We start from the raw sequence: 13922 nt of genomic DNA, 5'->3' as shown, positions 1-13922 counted from the left end.
TTAGTGGGGCTATGACCCGAATCGTCGCCGGCTTCGCCGGATCGCTCACCCTGCAGGTCCCGAAGAACGGCACGCGCCCCACCAGCGACCGGGTGCGCGAGGCGATCTTCTCGGCCCTGGACGCGCGGGACGCCGTCCACGGTGCCCGGGTGCTCGACCTGTACGCCGGGTCGGGGGCGCTCGCGCTGGAGGCGGTGAGCCGCGGGGCGGCGTCCGCGGTGCTGGTGGAGAAGAACGCGGCCGCGGCGCAGGTGTGCCGCCGCAACGCCGCTGCGCTCGCTGTGTCCGCCCGCGCGGCGTCGCGGCACGCACCGCATCCGCTGCCCACCATCGACGTGCGGGCCGGAACGGTGTCGTCATACCTGACCGGCGCCTCCGGCCCGTTCGACGTCGTCTTCATCGACCCGCCGTACGACCTGCCCGACCACGAGCTGCTCGACGTGTTGAGCGTATTGGTTTCGCTCCTCGCGGAGGACGCCATCGTGTGCGTCGAGCGCAGCGCGCGCGACCCCGAGCCGACGCTCCCCGCCGGCCTGAGACTCGAACGCCGCAAGGACTACGGCGAGACCGCGATCTTCTGGATGTCCCCCGTCCCCTCGGCGGCCTAGCCGCGGTAGCCGTCCCATTCGAGGTAGGGATCCCACCCGCCGCGCTCGGAGAAAGGGCGGCCGTCGACGAAGAGGCCCTCGCCCGCGCGGACGACGCCGACGCGGCGGAAGCCGCCGGGGAGCGGGACGTCCGGCGGGAAGGCGGCGAACAGGCCGTGGTCCTCACCGCCGGTGAGCGCGGTCCGGGGGTCGGGTCCCAGCGCGGTCGCGTCGAGGTCGATCGCGACGCCGCTCGCCTCGGCCACGCGCCGCGCGTCGAGCGCCAGTCCGTCGCTGAGATCGAGCATCGCGGTCGCGCCCGCCTCCGCCGCGAGCGGTCCGTCGGTGATCGGGGGTCGCGGCCGCAGCTGCGCGCCGACGGTCTCGGGATGCGCGGCAGCGACGGCGGCGAAGCGCTCCGCATCCGGCTCGCCCGCGGCATCCACGGCCTCTGCGAAGAGGAGGCGCAGTCCGGTGGCGGCCTCCCCCAGCGTGCCGGACACCGCCACGACATCCCCGGGGCGCGCGCCGCTCCGCAGGACGGGCGCGCGTCCCTCGAGGTCGCCGAACGCGGTGACGGCGAACGTCAGGGTCGCCGAGACGGAGAGGTCGCCCCCGACGACCCCGCAGCCCGGGGCCAGCTCGGCGCACGCCATCCGAAAGCCGTCCGCGACGCCCTCCAACCAGGCGACCTCCGTCTCCGGCGGCGCGGCGATCGCCACGACCAGCGCGGTGGGCACGGCGCCCATGGCGGCGACATCCGAAAGGTTCGTGGCGGCGGCCTTCCAGCCCAGGTCGACCGGGCCCGACCAGGCAAGGCGGAAGTCGGGGCCGTGCACCATCATGTCCGTCGTCACGACGAACCGGCCGTCGGGGGCGGCGAGCACGGCCGCGTCGTCGCCCGGCCCGACCAGCGTCGCCCGGGACTCCGGCAGCCGCGGGAAGATGCGGCGAAGCGCCTCGCGCTCCGACGCCTCCCGAGGGTGAGGCCGGCCGCGTCGCTCCCAGAGTTTCCCATGATCTGAAACGGTAGCCTGAAACGGATGTCCTCTCGTCGCCATGCCCTGCCGGCCCTCCTGCTCGCCGGCGCCGCTCTGCTCCTCGCGGGATGCGCGCCCACCGTCTCGCTCGACCCCGCGGCCGACAGCAACGCGCCCGGCTGCGCCGAGATCAGCGTCCGCCTGCCCGACACCGTGGCAGACAAGGCGAAGCGCGAGACCGACGCGCAGGCCACCGGCGCCTGGGGCGACCCGGCCGCCGTCATCCTGCGCTGCGGGGTGCCGCCGATCGGGGCGACGACGAAACCGTGCGTGAACGTGAATGGCGTGGACTGGGTGCTCATGACCGACCCGGCGGCCAAGACCATCGTCTACCAGACGTTCGGGCGGACCCCGGCAACCGAGGTCATCATCGACCACGTCGCAGGGGTCTCGGACTCCTCAGTGCTGCCCGAGTTCGCGAGCGCGGTGCAGACCGTGCCGCAGACGCAGAAGTGCCTGTCGACGCTGGACACCGACCCGACGGAGACGCCGGCGCCGTAGGCCGGCACCCGTGCTCAGGCGGCGGCGCGGGCCAGGGCGACCTGGATGAGCTCGTCGATGAGAGCCGGGTAGCTGAGGCCGCTCTCCTGCCAGCAGCGCGGGAACATCGAGATCGGGGTGAAGCCCGGCATGGTGTTGATCTCGTTCACGACGAACCCGTCGGCGGTGAGGAAGAAGTCCACGCGGGACAGCCCCTCCGCGCCGATCGCGTCGAACGCGCGGATGCCCAGCTCGCGCATCTCGGCCAGCTGCGCATCCGTCAGGTCGGCCGGGCAGACCAGGTCGATGCCGGGCGCGTCCAGGTACTTGGCGGCGAAGTCGTAGAAGTCGCGCCCGCTCAGGACGATCTCGCCCGCGACCGACGCCCGCGCCGGCTCCCCCGGTCGGCCGCCGAGCACGGCGATCTCGACCTCGCGGCCGGTGACCATGGACTCGATCAGCACGTGGTCGTCCTCGGCCAGGGCCGTCGCCATGGCCTGATCCAGGCCCGACCAGTCGGTCACCTTGGTGACGCCGACGCTGGACCCGGCGCGCGCCGGCTTGACGAACGCGGGGAGCCCCAGTTCGCGGACGTCGTCGCGGACGGCGTCGGCGTCCGACCTCCACTCGTACGCCCTCACGGTGCGCCAGGGCGCGACGGGGATGCCCGCCTGCTGCAGCACGGTCTTCGTGAAGTGCTTGTCCATCCCGAGCGCGCTCGCCAGCACGCCGCTGCCGACGTACGGCAGGCCGACCAGCTCCAGCAGCCCCTGCAGCGTGCCGTCCTCGCCCCACGGGCCGTGGAGGATCGGGAACACGATGTCGACGGCGCCCAGCGATCGGCGTGTGCCGTCCGCCTCCACGACCGTGAGCTCCTTCGTGGCGACGCTGTCGGGCCACAGGATGCGGGTGCCGTTGTCCTCGACCTCCGGCAGTTTCTCGGCGTTCAGCGCGAAGCGCGCGGCGTCGTCCGGCTGCAGGGTGAAAGCACCCTCGTGCGTGATCCCGACCGGGATGACGTCGTACCGCTCGCGGTCGATCGCCTCAAGGACGCCCGCCGCCGTCGCGCAGCTGATCGAATGCTCGCTTGAGCGTCCCCCAAAGAGAAGCGCGACCGCGACCTTGTCCGTCATCCAATGTCCTTTCGCCTTGCGGCTCGTCCGAATCCGTCGTGAGATGCGGCGCGATGTCCTTCGGATCGAGCGTACCGGCGAGCACCTGGCTCACCTGACGGACGATCGGCATGTCCACGCCGCGCGCCTCGGCCAGGCTCAGGATGGGCGCCACCGACGCGAGGCCCTCCGCGGTCTGGTTCATCTGCTTCACGACGTCGTGGAAGCCGTAGCCCTGGCCGAGCAGGCGCCCGGCTGTGTTGTTGCGGCTGAGCGGCGACTCGCAGGTCGCGATGAGGTCGCCGAGCCCGGCGAGGCCGGAGAGCGTCTCGGGCTGCGCGCCGTACGCCACCGCGAAGTCGGTCATCTCGACCAGGCCGCGCGTGATGATCGAGGCCTTGGTGTTCTCGCCGTAGCCGACGCCGTCGACGATGCCGATGGCTACGGCGATGAGGTTCTTGAGCACGCCGCCGAACTCCGTGCCGATCACGTCGGTGTTGACGAAGCTGCGGAAGTAGCGGTTGGTCGCCGAGATGGCGACGGCCTGCGCGGTCTCGAGGCTCGCCGAGGAGACGACCGCGGCGGTCGGCTGCTCGCGGGCGATCTCGAGCGCGAGGTTGGGGCCGGAGGCGACCGCGATCCGCTCCGGCTCGATCGGCAGGCCCTGGGCGATCACCTCACTCATCCGCAGGCCGGTGCCCTTCTCGACGCCCTTCATCAGGCTGACGACCACGGTCTCGGGCCCCAGGAACGGGACCATCGCCTCCAGGTTCGACCGGAGGGTCTGGCTGGGGATCGAGACGAACACCTGCTCCGCATCCCGCATCGCCTCGCCGAGACGCGCGGTCGCCCGGAGGTTGCGCGGGAGGTTGATGCCCTCCAGGTAGTCGCTGTTGCGCTTCACCTCGTTGATCTCACGGGCGATCTCCGGACGCCGCGCCCACAGCACGACATCGGAGCCGCCGTCGGCGAGGATCTTCGCGAACGTGGTGCCCCAGCTGCCGGCGCCGAGGACGGCGATGCGGCGGGGACGGGCGACAGGAGGCTTCACTGCTCTAGCCATCGAAGCGGCCCGTCTCCTTCTGGTCGTGCTTGGTCGGATCCCAGCGCTCGGCCGGGGCCTTCTCGCCGCGCAGGTCCTCGAGGAGAGCGGTGATCGCGTCCATGATCACCGCGGTCGCCTCGGTCAGTGTGGAGTTGTCGAGCGGCCGGCCGCGGAACGCGGAGAGATCGACCGGGTCGCCCACCTTCACGTCGATCGTCTTGCGCGGGAACCAGCTGATCTTCTTGGCATAGCGCGCCATGACCTGCTGGGTGCCCCAGTGGGCGATCGGGATGACCGGGATGTCCTGCTCCAGGGCCATCCGGGCCGCGCCGCTCTTGCCGCGCATCGGCCACATGTCGGGGTCGCGCGTGAGGGAGCCCTCGGGGTAGATGATCACGATCCGCCCCTCCTCGGCGATCTTCTGCGCGGCTTCGAGGGGCGCCGCGCCGCGGGCGCTCCCCCGCGGGAGACGGGGACCTGACCGGACTTGCGCAGGAACCATCCGAGCACAGGGACCTTGAACAGGCTGTCCTTCGCGAGGAAGCGCGGCAGGCGCCCCAGCTTCCACGACACGATGCCGATCATGACCGGATCGATCTCGGTGTAGTGGTTCGGCGTGAGGATGAAAGCGCCGGTGCGGGGAAGCTTGTCGCCATCCACGATCCGGAACCGCGCGAGCAGGCTCCCGATCGGGATGATGAGTCCCGCCAGGACCCAGAAGATGGACGGGCGGCTCTTCTCGGAGCGCTGCTTCTTCGGAGGCGTCACGGTTTCAGGCACCATCCCATTATCCGCGACCCGGCATGGCGCTCGGCGCATGCCCGGCCGCGGACGGGAGGATCAACCCTCCATCGTGAAGTCGGCGCCGAGGAGCTCCAGCTTGGTGATGAAGTTCTCGTAGCCGCGGCTGATGATGCCGACGTTGCTCACGGTGGAGCGGCCCTCGGCGGTCAGCGCCGCGATGAGGTGGCTGAAGCCGCCGCGGAGGTCCGGGACCTCGATGTCGGCGCCGGTCAGCTGCACCGGGCCCATGATGACCGCGGAGTGGTTGAAGTTGCGCTGGCCGAAGCGGCACGGGTGGCCGCCGAGGCACTCCTTGTGCACCTGGATCTTGGCGCCCATGTCGTTGAGCGCGTCCACGAAGCCGAAGCGCTGCTCGTACACGGTCTCGTGGACGATCGACACGCCCTCCGCCTTGGCGAGCGCCACGACGAGCGGCTGCTGCCAGTCGGTCATGAAGCCGGGGTGCACGTCGGTCTCGATCACGACGGGCTTCAGCGGGCCTCCCGGGTGGAAGAAGCGGATGCCGTCGTCGTGGATCTCGAACGCGCCGCCGACCTTGCGGAAGACGTTGAGGAAGGTGAGCATCTCGGGCTGGCGGGCGCCGCCGACGTAGATGTCGCCGCCGGTCGCGAGCGCCGCGGCGGCCCAGCTGGCGGCCTCGTTGCGGTCGAACAGCGCGGTGTGGCTGTAGCCCTCGAGCCGGTCGACGCCCTCGATGCGGATCACACGGTCGGTGTCGACCGAGATGATCGCGCCCATCTTCTGCAGGACGTTGATGAGGTCCATGATCTCGGGCTCGATCGCCGCGCCCTTGAGCTCGGTGATGCCCTCGGCGCGGACGGCGGTCAGCAGCACCTGCTCGGTCGCGCCGACGCTCGGGTACGGGAGCTCGAGCTTGGCGCCCTTGAGGCCGTTCGGGGCCGTCATCCGGATGCCGCTCGGCAGCTTGTCGACGATCGCGCCGAACTTGCGCAGCATCTCGAGGTGGTAGTCGATCGGGCGGTCGCCGATGCGGCAGCCGCCGAGGTCGGGGATGAACGCCTCGCCCAGCTTGTGCAGCAGCGGGCCGCAGAACAGGATCGGGATGCGGCTGGAGCCGGCGTGCGCGTCGATGTCGGCCATGTGCGCCGACTCGACCGCGCTCGGGTCGAGCAGGAGCTCGCCCTCCTCGGCGCCGTCGGTCACCTTGACGCCGTGCACCTCGAGCAGCCCGCGGACCACGCGGACGTCGGAGATGTCGGGAACGTTCCGCAGAACGCTCGGGCCTTCACCGAGGATCGCGGCGACCATCGCCTTCGTGACGAAGTTCTTGGCGCCGCGGACCTCGATGCGGCCCCGCAGGGGATGCCGCCGTTGATCGTGATGCGGTCGCCCTTGAGGCCGACGCGTGCCCCAGCTGCCTGGGCGTCCTGAAGAAGTGAGTTCAAAGTTTCACCGGGAGGGTCGTGGGCCGCCAGCTCGCGCGGCCCGATTCGTATTCGGAGATGAGCGCCTCGTCGCGCAGGGTCAGGGCGATGTCGTCCAACCCTTCGAGCAAACGCCAGCGAGTGTAGTCGTCGATGTCGAAAGACACCTGGACTTCTCCGACGGTCGCAGTCTTGGCAACCAGATCCACGGTCGCGGCTATTCCCGGCTGGGCCTCGATGGCCTCCCAGAGCCGCTCGGCGTCCTCCTCGGAGATCACGCCGGTGAGCAGGCCCTGCTTGCCCGAGTTGCCGCGGAAGATGTCGGCGAAGCGGGGGCTGAGGACCACCCGGAAGCCGTAGTCGCGGAGCGCCCACACGGCGTGTTCGCGTGACGAACCCGTGCCGAAGTCGGGGCCGGCGACGAGCACCGTGGCGCCGGCGTACTCGGGCCGGTTGAGGATGAAGTCGGGGTCCTGCCGCCAGGCGTGGAAGAGGGCGTCGTCGAACCCGGTCTTGGTGACGCGCTTGAGGAACACCGCCGGGATGATCTGGTCGGTGTCGACGTTGCTGCGCCGGAACGGGACGGCCGTACCGGTGACGGTCTCGAACTTCTCCATCAGGCGCCCACCTTCTCTCCGACGCGCGTATCCGTGCCGCCATCCTGCGGCGTGTCGCCGCCTTCGTGCTCCAGGTCCCAGGGGCTGGAAAGCGTTCCGCGGATCGCGGTCGCCGCGGCCACCAGGGGCGAGACGAGGTGCGTGCGGCCGCCCTTGCCCTGACGGCCCTCGAAGTTGCGGTTCGAGGTCGAGGCGCAGCGCTCCCCTGGAGCCAGCTGGTCCGGGTTCATGCCCAGGCACATGGAGCAGCCGGCGAACCGCCACTCGGCGCCGAACTCCTCGACGATCTTGTCGATCCCCTCGGCCTCGGCCTCGATGCGGACGCGGGCGGAGCCCGGGACGACCATCACGCGGACGTTGTCGGCCTTCGTGCGCCCCTTGATGATGGACGCGAACGCGCGGAGATCTTCGATGCGGCTGTTGGTGCACGAGCCCATGAACACCGCGTCGACCGGGATGCTCTTCATCGGCGTACCGGGCTCGAGGTCCATGTACTCCAGCGCCCGCTCGGCAGCGGCCCGCTGGTTCGGGTCGGCGATGACGGACGGGTCCGGAACGGCCTGGCTGAGCGAGACGCCCTGGCCCGGGTTGGTGCCCCAGGTGACGAACGGCTCGATCTCGTCCGCGTCGAGGTACACCTCGGCGTCGAACACCGCGGCGTCGTCGGTCTGGAGCGTCTTCCAGTAGGCGACCGCCTCATCCCAGTCGGCGCCCTCGGGCGCGTGCGGGCGGCCCTTCAGGTAGGCGAACGTGGTCTCGTCGGGTGCGACCATGCCCGCGCGGGCGCCGGCCTCGATCGACATGTTGCAGATCGTCATGCGGCCCTCCATGGAGAGCGCGCGGATGGCGCTGCCGCGGTACTCGAGCACGTAGCCCTGGCCGCCGCCGGTGCCGATCTTGGCGATGACGGCGAGGATGATGTCCTTCGCGGTCACGCCGGGCCGCAGCTCGCCCTCGACCGTGATGGCCATGGTCTTGAACGGCTTCAGCGGGAGCGTCTGCGTGGCGAGCACGTGCTCCACCTCGCTGGTGCCGATCCCGAAGGCCATCGCGCCGAACGCGCCGTGCGTGGAGGTGTGGGAGTCGCCGCAGACGACCGTGATGCCCGGCATGGTCAGGCCGAGCTGCGGGCCGACCACGTGGACGATGCCCTGCTCGACGTCCCCCAGCGAGTGGAGGCGGATGCCGAACTCCTCGGCGTTGCGGCGCAGCGTCTCGATCTGGGTACGGCTCGTGAGGTCCGCGATCGGCTTGTCGATGCCGATGGTGGGCGTGTTGTGGTCCTCGGTGGCGATCGTCAGATCGGGACGGCGCACCGGGCGCCCGGCCATGCGCAGGCCGTCGAAGGCCTGCGGGCTGGTGACCTCGTGGACGAGGTGCAGGTCGATGTAGATGAGGTCGGGCGAGCCGTCCTCGCCCTTCTTGACCAGGTGGTCGTTCCAGACCTTCTCGGCCAGCGTCAGCGGCCCGGAGGTGGGTTCGATGGTGCTCATGTTCTGCGAACTCCTTAGCGTGTGAACGGATCAGCCGTCGACGGACTCCGCGGCGAGAGTGGCCTGATGTCTAGGACTCGCCGCGGCGGCTAAGGAGGAGAAGACCCGCGTACACGAGTCACAGGCTATCACCCGAGCAGCGTCGGTCCGGGTCAGGAGCGTTCGGCGCGCACCCGGAGCTCACCCAGCAGGAGCTCGCTGCCGGGGGCGACCGGGACGGGCTCCCCCGCCGGGATGCGAACGCCGGCGAGCGTGACGCCGTTGGTCGAGTGGAGGTCGATCACGGTGAGCGCGTCACCGTCCGGCAGCAGCGCGGCGTGGGTCTTCGAGACGGTGGACGCGGGGTCGTCGAGCGCGATGAGCTCGGCGTCCGCGACCCCGGGCGGCGCCGCGGAAGCAGCCGGGTTGCGGCCGAGGAGGACCGGGCGCGTCAGCGGCAGGCTGCGGTCGCCGGGCAGGTGCAGCCGCCAGACGGGGCGCGCAGGGGCGACGGGCGCGCCGGGGCCGGGCGGCGGGGTGAAGACGGGCAGCGGACGGCCGGGGACGGAGTCGGCATCGCCCGTCGGATCTCCGGCTTCCGTTCGCGACGGGATGAGACCGGGCGGAGGCACGATGAACCCGCTGTCGTCCATGCGCCCCACTATACGAGGGGCGTCAGGCGCGGCGCGGGCGGCGGTAGCGGAACGCCGCGAGGCGGGCGCGCAGCGGCCCGGCGGCGGTGGTCGCCTGCGCGAGGGCGTCGTCGGTCGTGCGCCACGCCCGATCGACCCGTTCCTCCGTCACGACGGACCCGTCGAAGACGGCGGCGTCGACGTGCTGAGCGAGGTCGCGCAGTCCGCCGTCCGGGACGGGCAGGCTCTGGGCCCGGGACTGCTGCTCGAGCGCATCGGCCGTCTGGATGCGCGTCGCCCTCTCGGGCAGGGTCAGGCCGAGCTCGGCGTAGCCGTCGGCCAGCTCGTCCCAGGCGCCCGCGGCGCGTCGGTCGGGCGGTCCAGTCGTCTCGCGCCGGCGCCGTCGCCGACGCTTGAGCGCCGCCACGATCAGGAGGGGCACGAAGTAGGCCAGCAGCGGGATGCCGATCACACCGAGCACCACCCACGCCCAGGCCGGCAGCTGGAACGGCTTCGCCTTGTCCTTCGGATCGTTGTCCTTCGTCTTCACCGGCGTCAGCAGGTCTTCGGCGCGCGGATCGGCGGGCGGCGGCTGCCGGACCTGCGGCTGCGGCTCGAGCTTCGGCTTGGTGGTCTGGTTCTTGGGGGCGTCGGTCTTGGTCGGCGTCGGGAAGAACGGCACCCAGCCGACCCCGTCGAACGCCACCTCGTCCCAGGCGGTCACGTCGTCGCCGGTGACCGTGGTGGTGCTCCCGGTCACCTTGGGGGCGAAGCCCATCACCACCCGCGTCGGGTAGCCCAGCTGCCGGGCCATCAGGGCGAAAGCGCCCGCGTACTGCTCCTGATCGCCCACCATCGGGGCCTTCGAGAGCAGGTCCGTCATCCGGTCCGCGCCCTGGCCCGCGCGCGACGGCACCGGGTCGGAGGCCCGGCCGTGGCTGAGGTAGCCGAGCGACTTGAGCGAGCGTTCGATGTTCCGCAGCTTCTGGATGGCCGTGTCGGCCGACCCCGCGTACTCCTCCGCTTTGGCGGACACCACGTCGGGGACGTTCGTGACGGGCGGCAGCGTCAGCTTCGCCGGAGGGACCTTGGCGAGCGCGCGGTCGCTGGGCACCTTCTGGGCGGTGGCGCCGACGGTGTAGGTCAGACCGTCGCGCACGCCGCTCGTGACGGCCGCCGTCCCGGTCGCTGTATTGACCCGGACGGTGGCCGCTGGATCCTGACCCGTGTGCTCGTCGAAGGTGAGGCGGTTCGTGTAGCCGAGGGTGGGGAGCCAGACGTCCGAGTATCCGAGCACGTCGATGGACGCGGTGGACGAGGCGCCCGGCGTGAACAGCGGCGGCTTCGGAATCGTGCTGCCGAGCAGTTCGAAGGCGCCGGAGGCGTCCGCGTCGCTGCCCGGGGCCGCAACCGACCAGACGACGCCGTCGTAGCTGTCCATCGTCGCGAGGCGGATGACCTGGCCCTGCCGGAGGCCGGTGACCGTGAAGAGCTTCGTCTTCTGGAGGTCCTTGGTGTACTTGCGGAACCCGGCGAGCGGGCTCGGGTAGTCGAGCGGATCGAACGGCGGCGTGATCTCGTCGCGGACGACGAAACGGGAGGCCGCAGGCGGGGCGAGTACAGACCCGGCCAGCGCGCCGACCAGCACTGCGCCGAGGACGACGGCCGCGCCGCCGAGCAGTCGGCTGCGACGCACTGCGGAGTCGGTCTCCACGCGGTCCCGGGCGAAGCGGCCGCGGCGCCAGGACAGCCAGACGAGCGCGATAGCCGCGAAGAGGACGCCGCGGATACCCGCGAAGAACGGATCGCGTGTGCCGAGCAGGATCGCGGCGAGCAGCAGCAGCGCCGGTCCGGTCAGCAGCACGGCCGCGCGACCGGCGGACGGCCGGCGGACAAGGGGCAGCCAGCGCACTGCGAGGGTCACCGACACGAGCGAGACGAGCCAGCCGGCGACATACGGCACGACGGCGACATAGGGCGGCGCCTCCAGCGGCGCCTGGAGGGTGACCGCGTCCGACCATCCGAAGACCGCGCCCAGCACGAGGCCGGAGAGGCTGTCGAGCGACGGCAGCACCCCGTAGAGCGCGAGGCCGGGAAGCGCCAGCGGCGTCCCGAGCAGGAAGTATGCGGCCAGCGCCACCACGACGGTGAGCGGCCACGACAGACGGAAGAGGCGCCCGAGCAGGGCGACTCCCCCGCCGACGACGATGCCGCCGACGGCCGCGGGGACGAAGGCGTAATGGCCGAAGGCGGGCTCGAAGCCGACGACGGCGACGAGGCTCAGCAGTGTGAGCACGACGACGTCGATCCACGTCGTCGTCGGCAGCCTGTCGAGCGTCGGCGCGGCGGCGGCGCGGCCCGTCGCCCCGTCTCGCGCCGTCGTGCGCCGGGTCGTGCCGGTCGCGGCGGTCATCGGCCGGCCCGCTTCAGCAGGGCCGGAAGCTCCGGCAGCGTCGACACGGTGATCAGCATCGAGCGCCCGAGTCGCGCGAGCCGCGGCTCCCCGGCCTCGTCGACGCGGATGACGATCGTCTCGGTGTCGGTGCCCCACAGCGCTGCGGCGCCGCGCAGTTCGGCGGGGTCGACCTGCGAGCCGGCGACGGTCACGGCGAGACTCGGTGCGGCCAGCCGCAGCGTGGCCTGGCGCAGGAACTCGCGGATGCTCGCGTGCGCCCCCTCCACCGGCTGGATGCGGCAGGAGTCGTCGAGCAGTGCCGTCGGCGTCGCCACGCGCATGGGGCCGCCCTGCCACACCGCGTCCATCTCCGTCTCCTCGCGGATCACCTGGCACCCGATGGAGGTCATCACGGAGACGCCGAGCTCGAACTCCTCGTCGGACGCGAAATGCGACCGCTCCGCGTCGAACGCGAGCAGCAGCTGAGAACGGCGCGTCTCCTGGTACTGCCGCACCATGAGCTGGCCGGTGCGCGCCGACGTCCGCCAGTGCACGTTGCGGATGTCGTCGCCGGGCTCGTAGGTGCGCAGCGCGTGGAATGCCAGGTCGCTGTCCGTGATGACCTTCGTGGTCTGGCCTTCGAGGTCGCGGACCAGGCCGCGCGCCGTGGCCGCGAGGCGGACGGTCTTGGGATGGACGAACAGCTCGATCTGGTCCGTCCACCGGTTGGTGCGCCGCAGCAGCCCCAGCTGGTCCCCGCGCACCGAGATCGCCGGGCCTGCCAGGATCAGCGCCCGCCGCGCGGTCGGGACGGCGAAGAGCTCCTCCGTCTCGGCCCCGGGCGCGAGTCGCGGGATGGTGAAGTCGGCCTGACCCTCGCCGACCGGCAGCTCCATCCGCGTCGGCAGCACCGGCCGCGCTCCGCTGTTGGCCACCGTGAGCCTGCCGAGCGCCCGGTCACCGGCGACGACGCGCCGTGGGTTGAGCTCGATGCCCACTCGGTAGGTCGACCGCCCGAAGACGAAGGCCGTCGCGATCACGAGCGCCGCGAGCAGGGTCGCCGCGATGAAGACGAACTCCGCCCAGCCGAGCCACACCGCCAGGACGACCGAGACGACGGCCGACGCGAGCACGATCCACCCGAGCGTGCTCACGACCCCGACGACGGGGCGGACGCGGACACCGACCGCACGACCGAACGGCGCCGCCCACCCGCCGACGCGACCGGCAGCGTGCCCGAGCGCCACGCCGACCTGCGACACGGCGATGCGCGCCTGGTCGGCGGCCGACGCGCGGCGGCGCCGGGCGCGGGCGGGGCTGTCGGTGGTCATTCGGTCCTGTCGTGTCGGAGGTCGGGTCGGCTTCGGGAAGGGGCTCTCAGGCCGCGCGGTACGCCGGCGGCGTCGCGGACGCCACCGCCCGCTCGACCACGTCGGCCGCGGTCACCCCGGCGAACTCCGACTCGGGGTCGACGATCACCCGGTGGGCCAGCACCGGCAGAGCGAGGTCTCGGATGTCGTCCGGCGTCACGTAGGTGCGTCCGGCCGCGATCGCCCACGTCTTCGCCGCGCGGGCGAGCGCCAGGGCGCCTCGGATGCTCACACCGAGGGCCGAGTCCTTGTCGTCGCGCGTGGCCGTCACGATCTCGCTGAGGTACCCCATCACGCTGGCGTCGGTGTGCACCTCGGAGGCGAGCTGGGCCAGCGTCGACACCGAGTCCGCCGCGATGATCGGCCGCACCGCGGACGCGCGCGCCCGGTTGGACGAGTCGAGCAGCAGATCGACGGTCGTCGCGTGGTCCGGATAGCCGAGCGACGTCTTGATCAGGAAGCGGTCGAGCTGCGCCTCGGGGAGCGAGTACGTGCCCGCCTGCTCCACCGGGTTCTGCGTGGCGATGACGACGAACGGCGATCCGACGGGATGTCCGACGCCGTCGACCGTGACCACCCCCTCCTCCATCACCTCGAGCAGCGCGGACTGCGTCTTCGGGCTGGCGCGGTTGATCTCGTCGGCGAGCACGACGGTCGCGAAGATCGGACCCGCGTGGAACTCGAAGCGCCCGGTCGACTGGTCGTAGATGGTCACACCGGTGACGTCGGACGGCAGCAGGTCCGGAGTGAACTGAATGCGCGACTGCGTGCCCTCGACCGTGTTGGCGAGCGCCTTCGCGAGCACCGTCTTGCCCGTGCCGGGCACGTCCTCGAGCAGCACGTGGCCGCCGGAGAGCATCGCCGTGATCACCAGGCGGATGCTGTGCTCCTTGCCGAGGATCGCCTTGTCGACGTTCGCGACGAGTTGCGCGAACGCCCCGGCGAACCAGTCCGCCTGCTCCTGTGTGACTGCCACTGCGTGT

General features: G+C 71.5%; 10 protein-coding genes and 3 pseudogenes. 2 read left to right on the top strand and 11 right to left on the bottom strand.

What is annotated here, in order from left to right; translation table 11 throughout:
- Positions 1-11: 11 nt before the first annotated feature.
- Positions 12-608 (top strand): 16S rRNA (guanine(966)-N(2))-methyltransferase RsmD, encoded by a 597-nt coding sequence (locus A0130_00865; GenBank protein ID ANF30424.1) that lies wholly within the window; start codon positions 12-14, stop codon positions 606-608.
- Here the strand turns inward: A0130_00865 and A0130_00860 are convergent.
- Positions 605-1605, bottom strand: a pseudogene (locus A0130_00860) (thiamine-phosphate kinase). The gene A0130_00865 and the pseudogene A0130_00860 overlap by 4 nt on opposite strands.
- Before the next feature lie 25 nt (positions 1606-1630).
- On the opposite strand from A0130_00860, the gene A0130_00855 reads away from it, so the two are divergent.
- Entirely contained in the window at positions 1631-2128 is a 498-nt protein-coding gene (locus A0130_00855) for a hypothetical protein (GenBank protein ANF30423.1), read from the top strand.
- 14 nt (positions 2129-2142) lie between these two features.
- Here the strand turns inward: A0130_00855 and A0130_00850 are convergent, their stop codons facing one another.
- From A0130_00850 to A0130_00805, 10 genes and pseudogenes are all read right to left on the bottom strand, one after another.
- Positions 2143-3240 carry a D-alanine--D-alanine ligase gene (locus tag A0130_00850; protein ID ANF30422.1) on the bottom strand — a complete coding sequence of 366 codons (1098 nt, stop codon included), beginning with the start codon at positions 3238-3240 and terminating at the stop codon, positions 2143-2145.
- The gene (locus A0130_00845) at positions 3152-4270 is read right to left on the bottom strand and encodes a glycerol-3-phosphate dehydrogenase (GenBank protein ANF30421.1); all 1119 of its coding nucleotides are present in this window, start codon (positions 4268-4270) and stop codon (positions 3152-3154) included. Before A0130_00845 ends, A0130_00850 begins: the two co-directional genes overlap by 89 nt.
- A 4-nt stretch (positions 4271-4274) precedes the next feature.
- Positions 4275-5047, bottom strand: a pseudogene (locus tag A0130_00840) (acyl-phosphate glycerol 3-phosphate acyltransferase).
- 57 nt (positions 5048-5104) lie between these two features.
- Positions 5105-6474: pseudogene (locus A0130_00835) on the bottom strand (UDP-N-acetylglucosamine 1-carboxyvinyltransferase).
- A complete protein-coding gene (locus A0130_00830; protein ID ANF30420.1) occupies positions 6471-7070 on the bottom strand; it encodes a 3-isopropylmalate dehydratase small subunit in 600 nt (199 codons plus the stop codon). The pseudogene A0130_00835 and the gene A0130_00830 overlap by 4 nt, the downstream one beginning before the upstream one ends.
- Positions 7070-8563 carry a 3-isopropylmalate dehydratase large subunit gene (locus A0130_00825; protein ID ANF30419.1) on the bottom strand — a complete coding sequence of 498 codons (1494 nt, stop codon included), beginning with the start codon at positions 8561-8563 and terminating at the stop codon, positions 7070-7072. The genes A0130_00830 and A0130_00825 overlap by 1 nt, the downstream gene beginning before the upstream one ends.
- A gap of 152 nt (positions 8564-8715) precedes the next feature.
- Positions 8716-9195, bottom strand: coding sequence for a hypothetical protein (locus A0130_00820; protein ID ANF30418.1), 480 nt, complete (start codon positions 9193-9195; stop codon positions 8716-8718).
- A gap of 22 nt (positions 9196-9217) precedes the next feature.
- Entirely contained in the window at positions 9218-11587 is a 2370-nt protein-coding gene (locus A0130_00815; protein ID ANF30417.1) for a hypothetical protein, read from the bottom strand.
- Positions 11584-12900 (bottom strand): hypothetical protein, encoded by a 1317-nt coding sequence (locus A0130_00810; protein ANF30416.1) that lies wholly within the window; start codon positions 12898-12900, stop codon positions 11584-11586. The genes A0130_00815 and A0130_00810 overlap by 4 nt, the downstream gene beginning before the upstream one ends.
- 46 nt (positions 12901-12946) lie before the next feature.
- Positions 12947-13915 (bottom strand): ATPase, encoded by a 969-nt coding sequence (locus tag A0130_00805; GenBank protein ID ANF30415.1) that lies wholly within the window; start codon positions 13913-13915, stop codon positions 12947-12949.
- Positions 13916-13922 lie beyond the last annotated feature (7 nt).

The organism is Leifsonia xyli (assembly GCA_001647635.1).
Taxonomy (GTDB): Bacteria; Actinomycetota; Actinomycetes; order Actinomycetales; family Microbacteriaceae; genus Leifsonia; species Leifsonia xyli_A.
Note: the sequence above shows the minus strand (reverse complement) of the source record. Positions and strands in the feature narration are given on the sequence as shown.

Bases quoted from the DNA above. Each gene is read 5' to 3' on its own strand.
- A0130_00830 (ANF30420.1), bottom strand. From the start codon at position 7,070: ATGGAGAAGTTCGAGACCGTCACCGGTACGGCCGTCCCGTTCCGGCGC.
- A0130_00825 (ANF30419.1), bottom strand. From the start codon at position 8,563: ATGAGCACCATCGAACCCACCTCCGGGCCGCTGACGCTGGCCGAGAAG.
- A0130_00855 (ANF30423.1), top strand. From the start codon at position 1,631: ATGTCCTCTCGTCGCCATGCCCTGCCGGCCCTCCTGCTCGCCGGCGCC.
- A0130_00865 (ANF30424.1), top strand. From the start codon at position 12: ATGACCCGAATCGTCGCCGGCTTCGCCGGATCGCTCACCCTGCAGGTC.
- A0130_00815 (ANF30417.1), bottom strand. From the start codon at position 11,587: ATGACCGCCGCGACCGGCACGACCCGGCGCACGACGGCGCGAGACGGG.
- A0130_00810 (ANF30416.1), bottom strand. From the start codon at position 12,900: ATGACCACCGACAGCCCCGCCCGCGCCCGGCGCCGCCGCGCGTCGGCC.
- A0130_00850 (ANF30422.1), bottom strand. From the start codon at position 3,240: ATGACGGACAAGGTCGCGGTCGCGCTTCTCTTTGGGGGACGCTCAAGC.
- A0130_00820 (ANF30418.1), bottom strand. From the start codon at position 9,195: ATGGACGACAGCGGGTTCATCGTGCCTCCGCCCGGTCTCATCCCGTCG.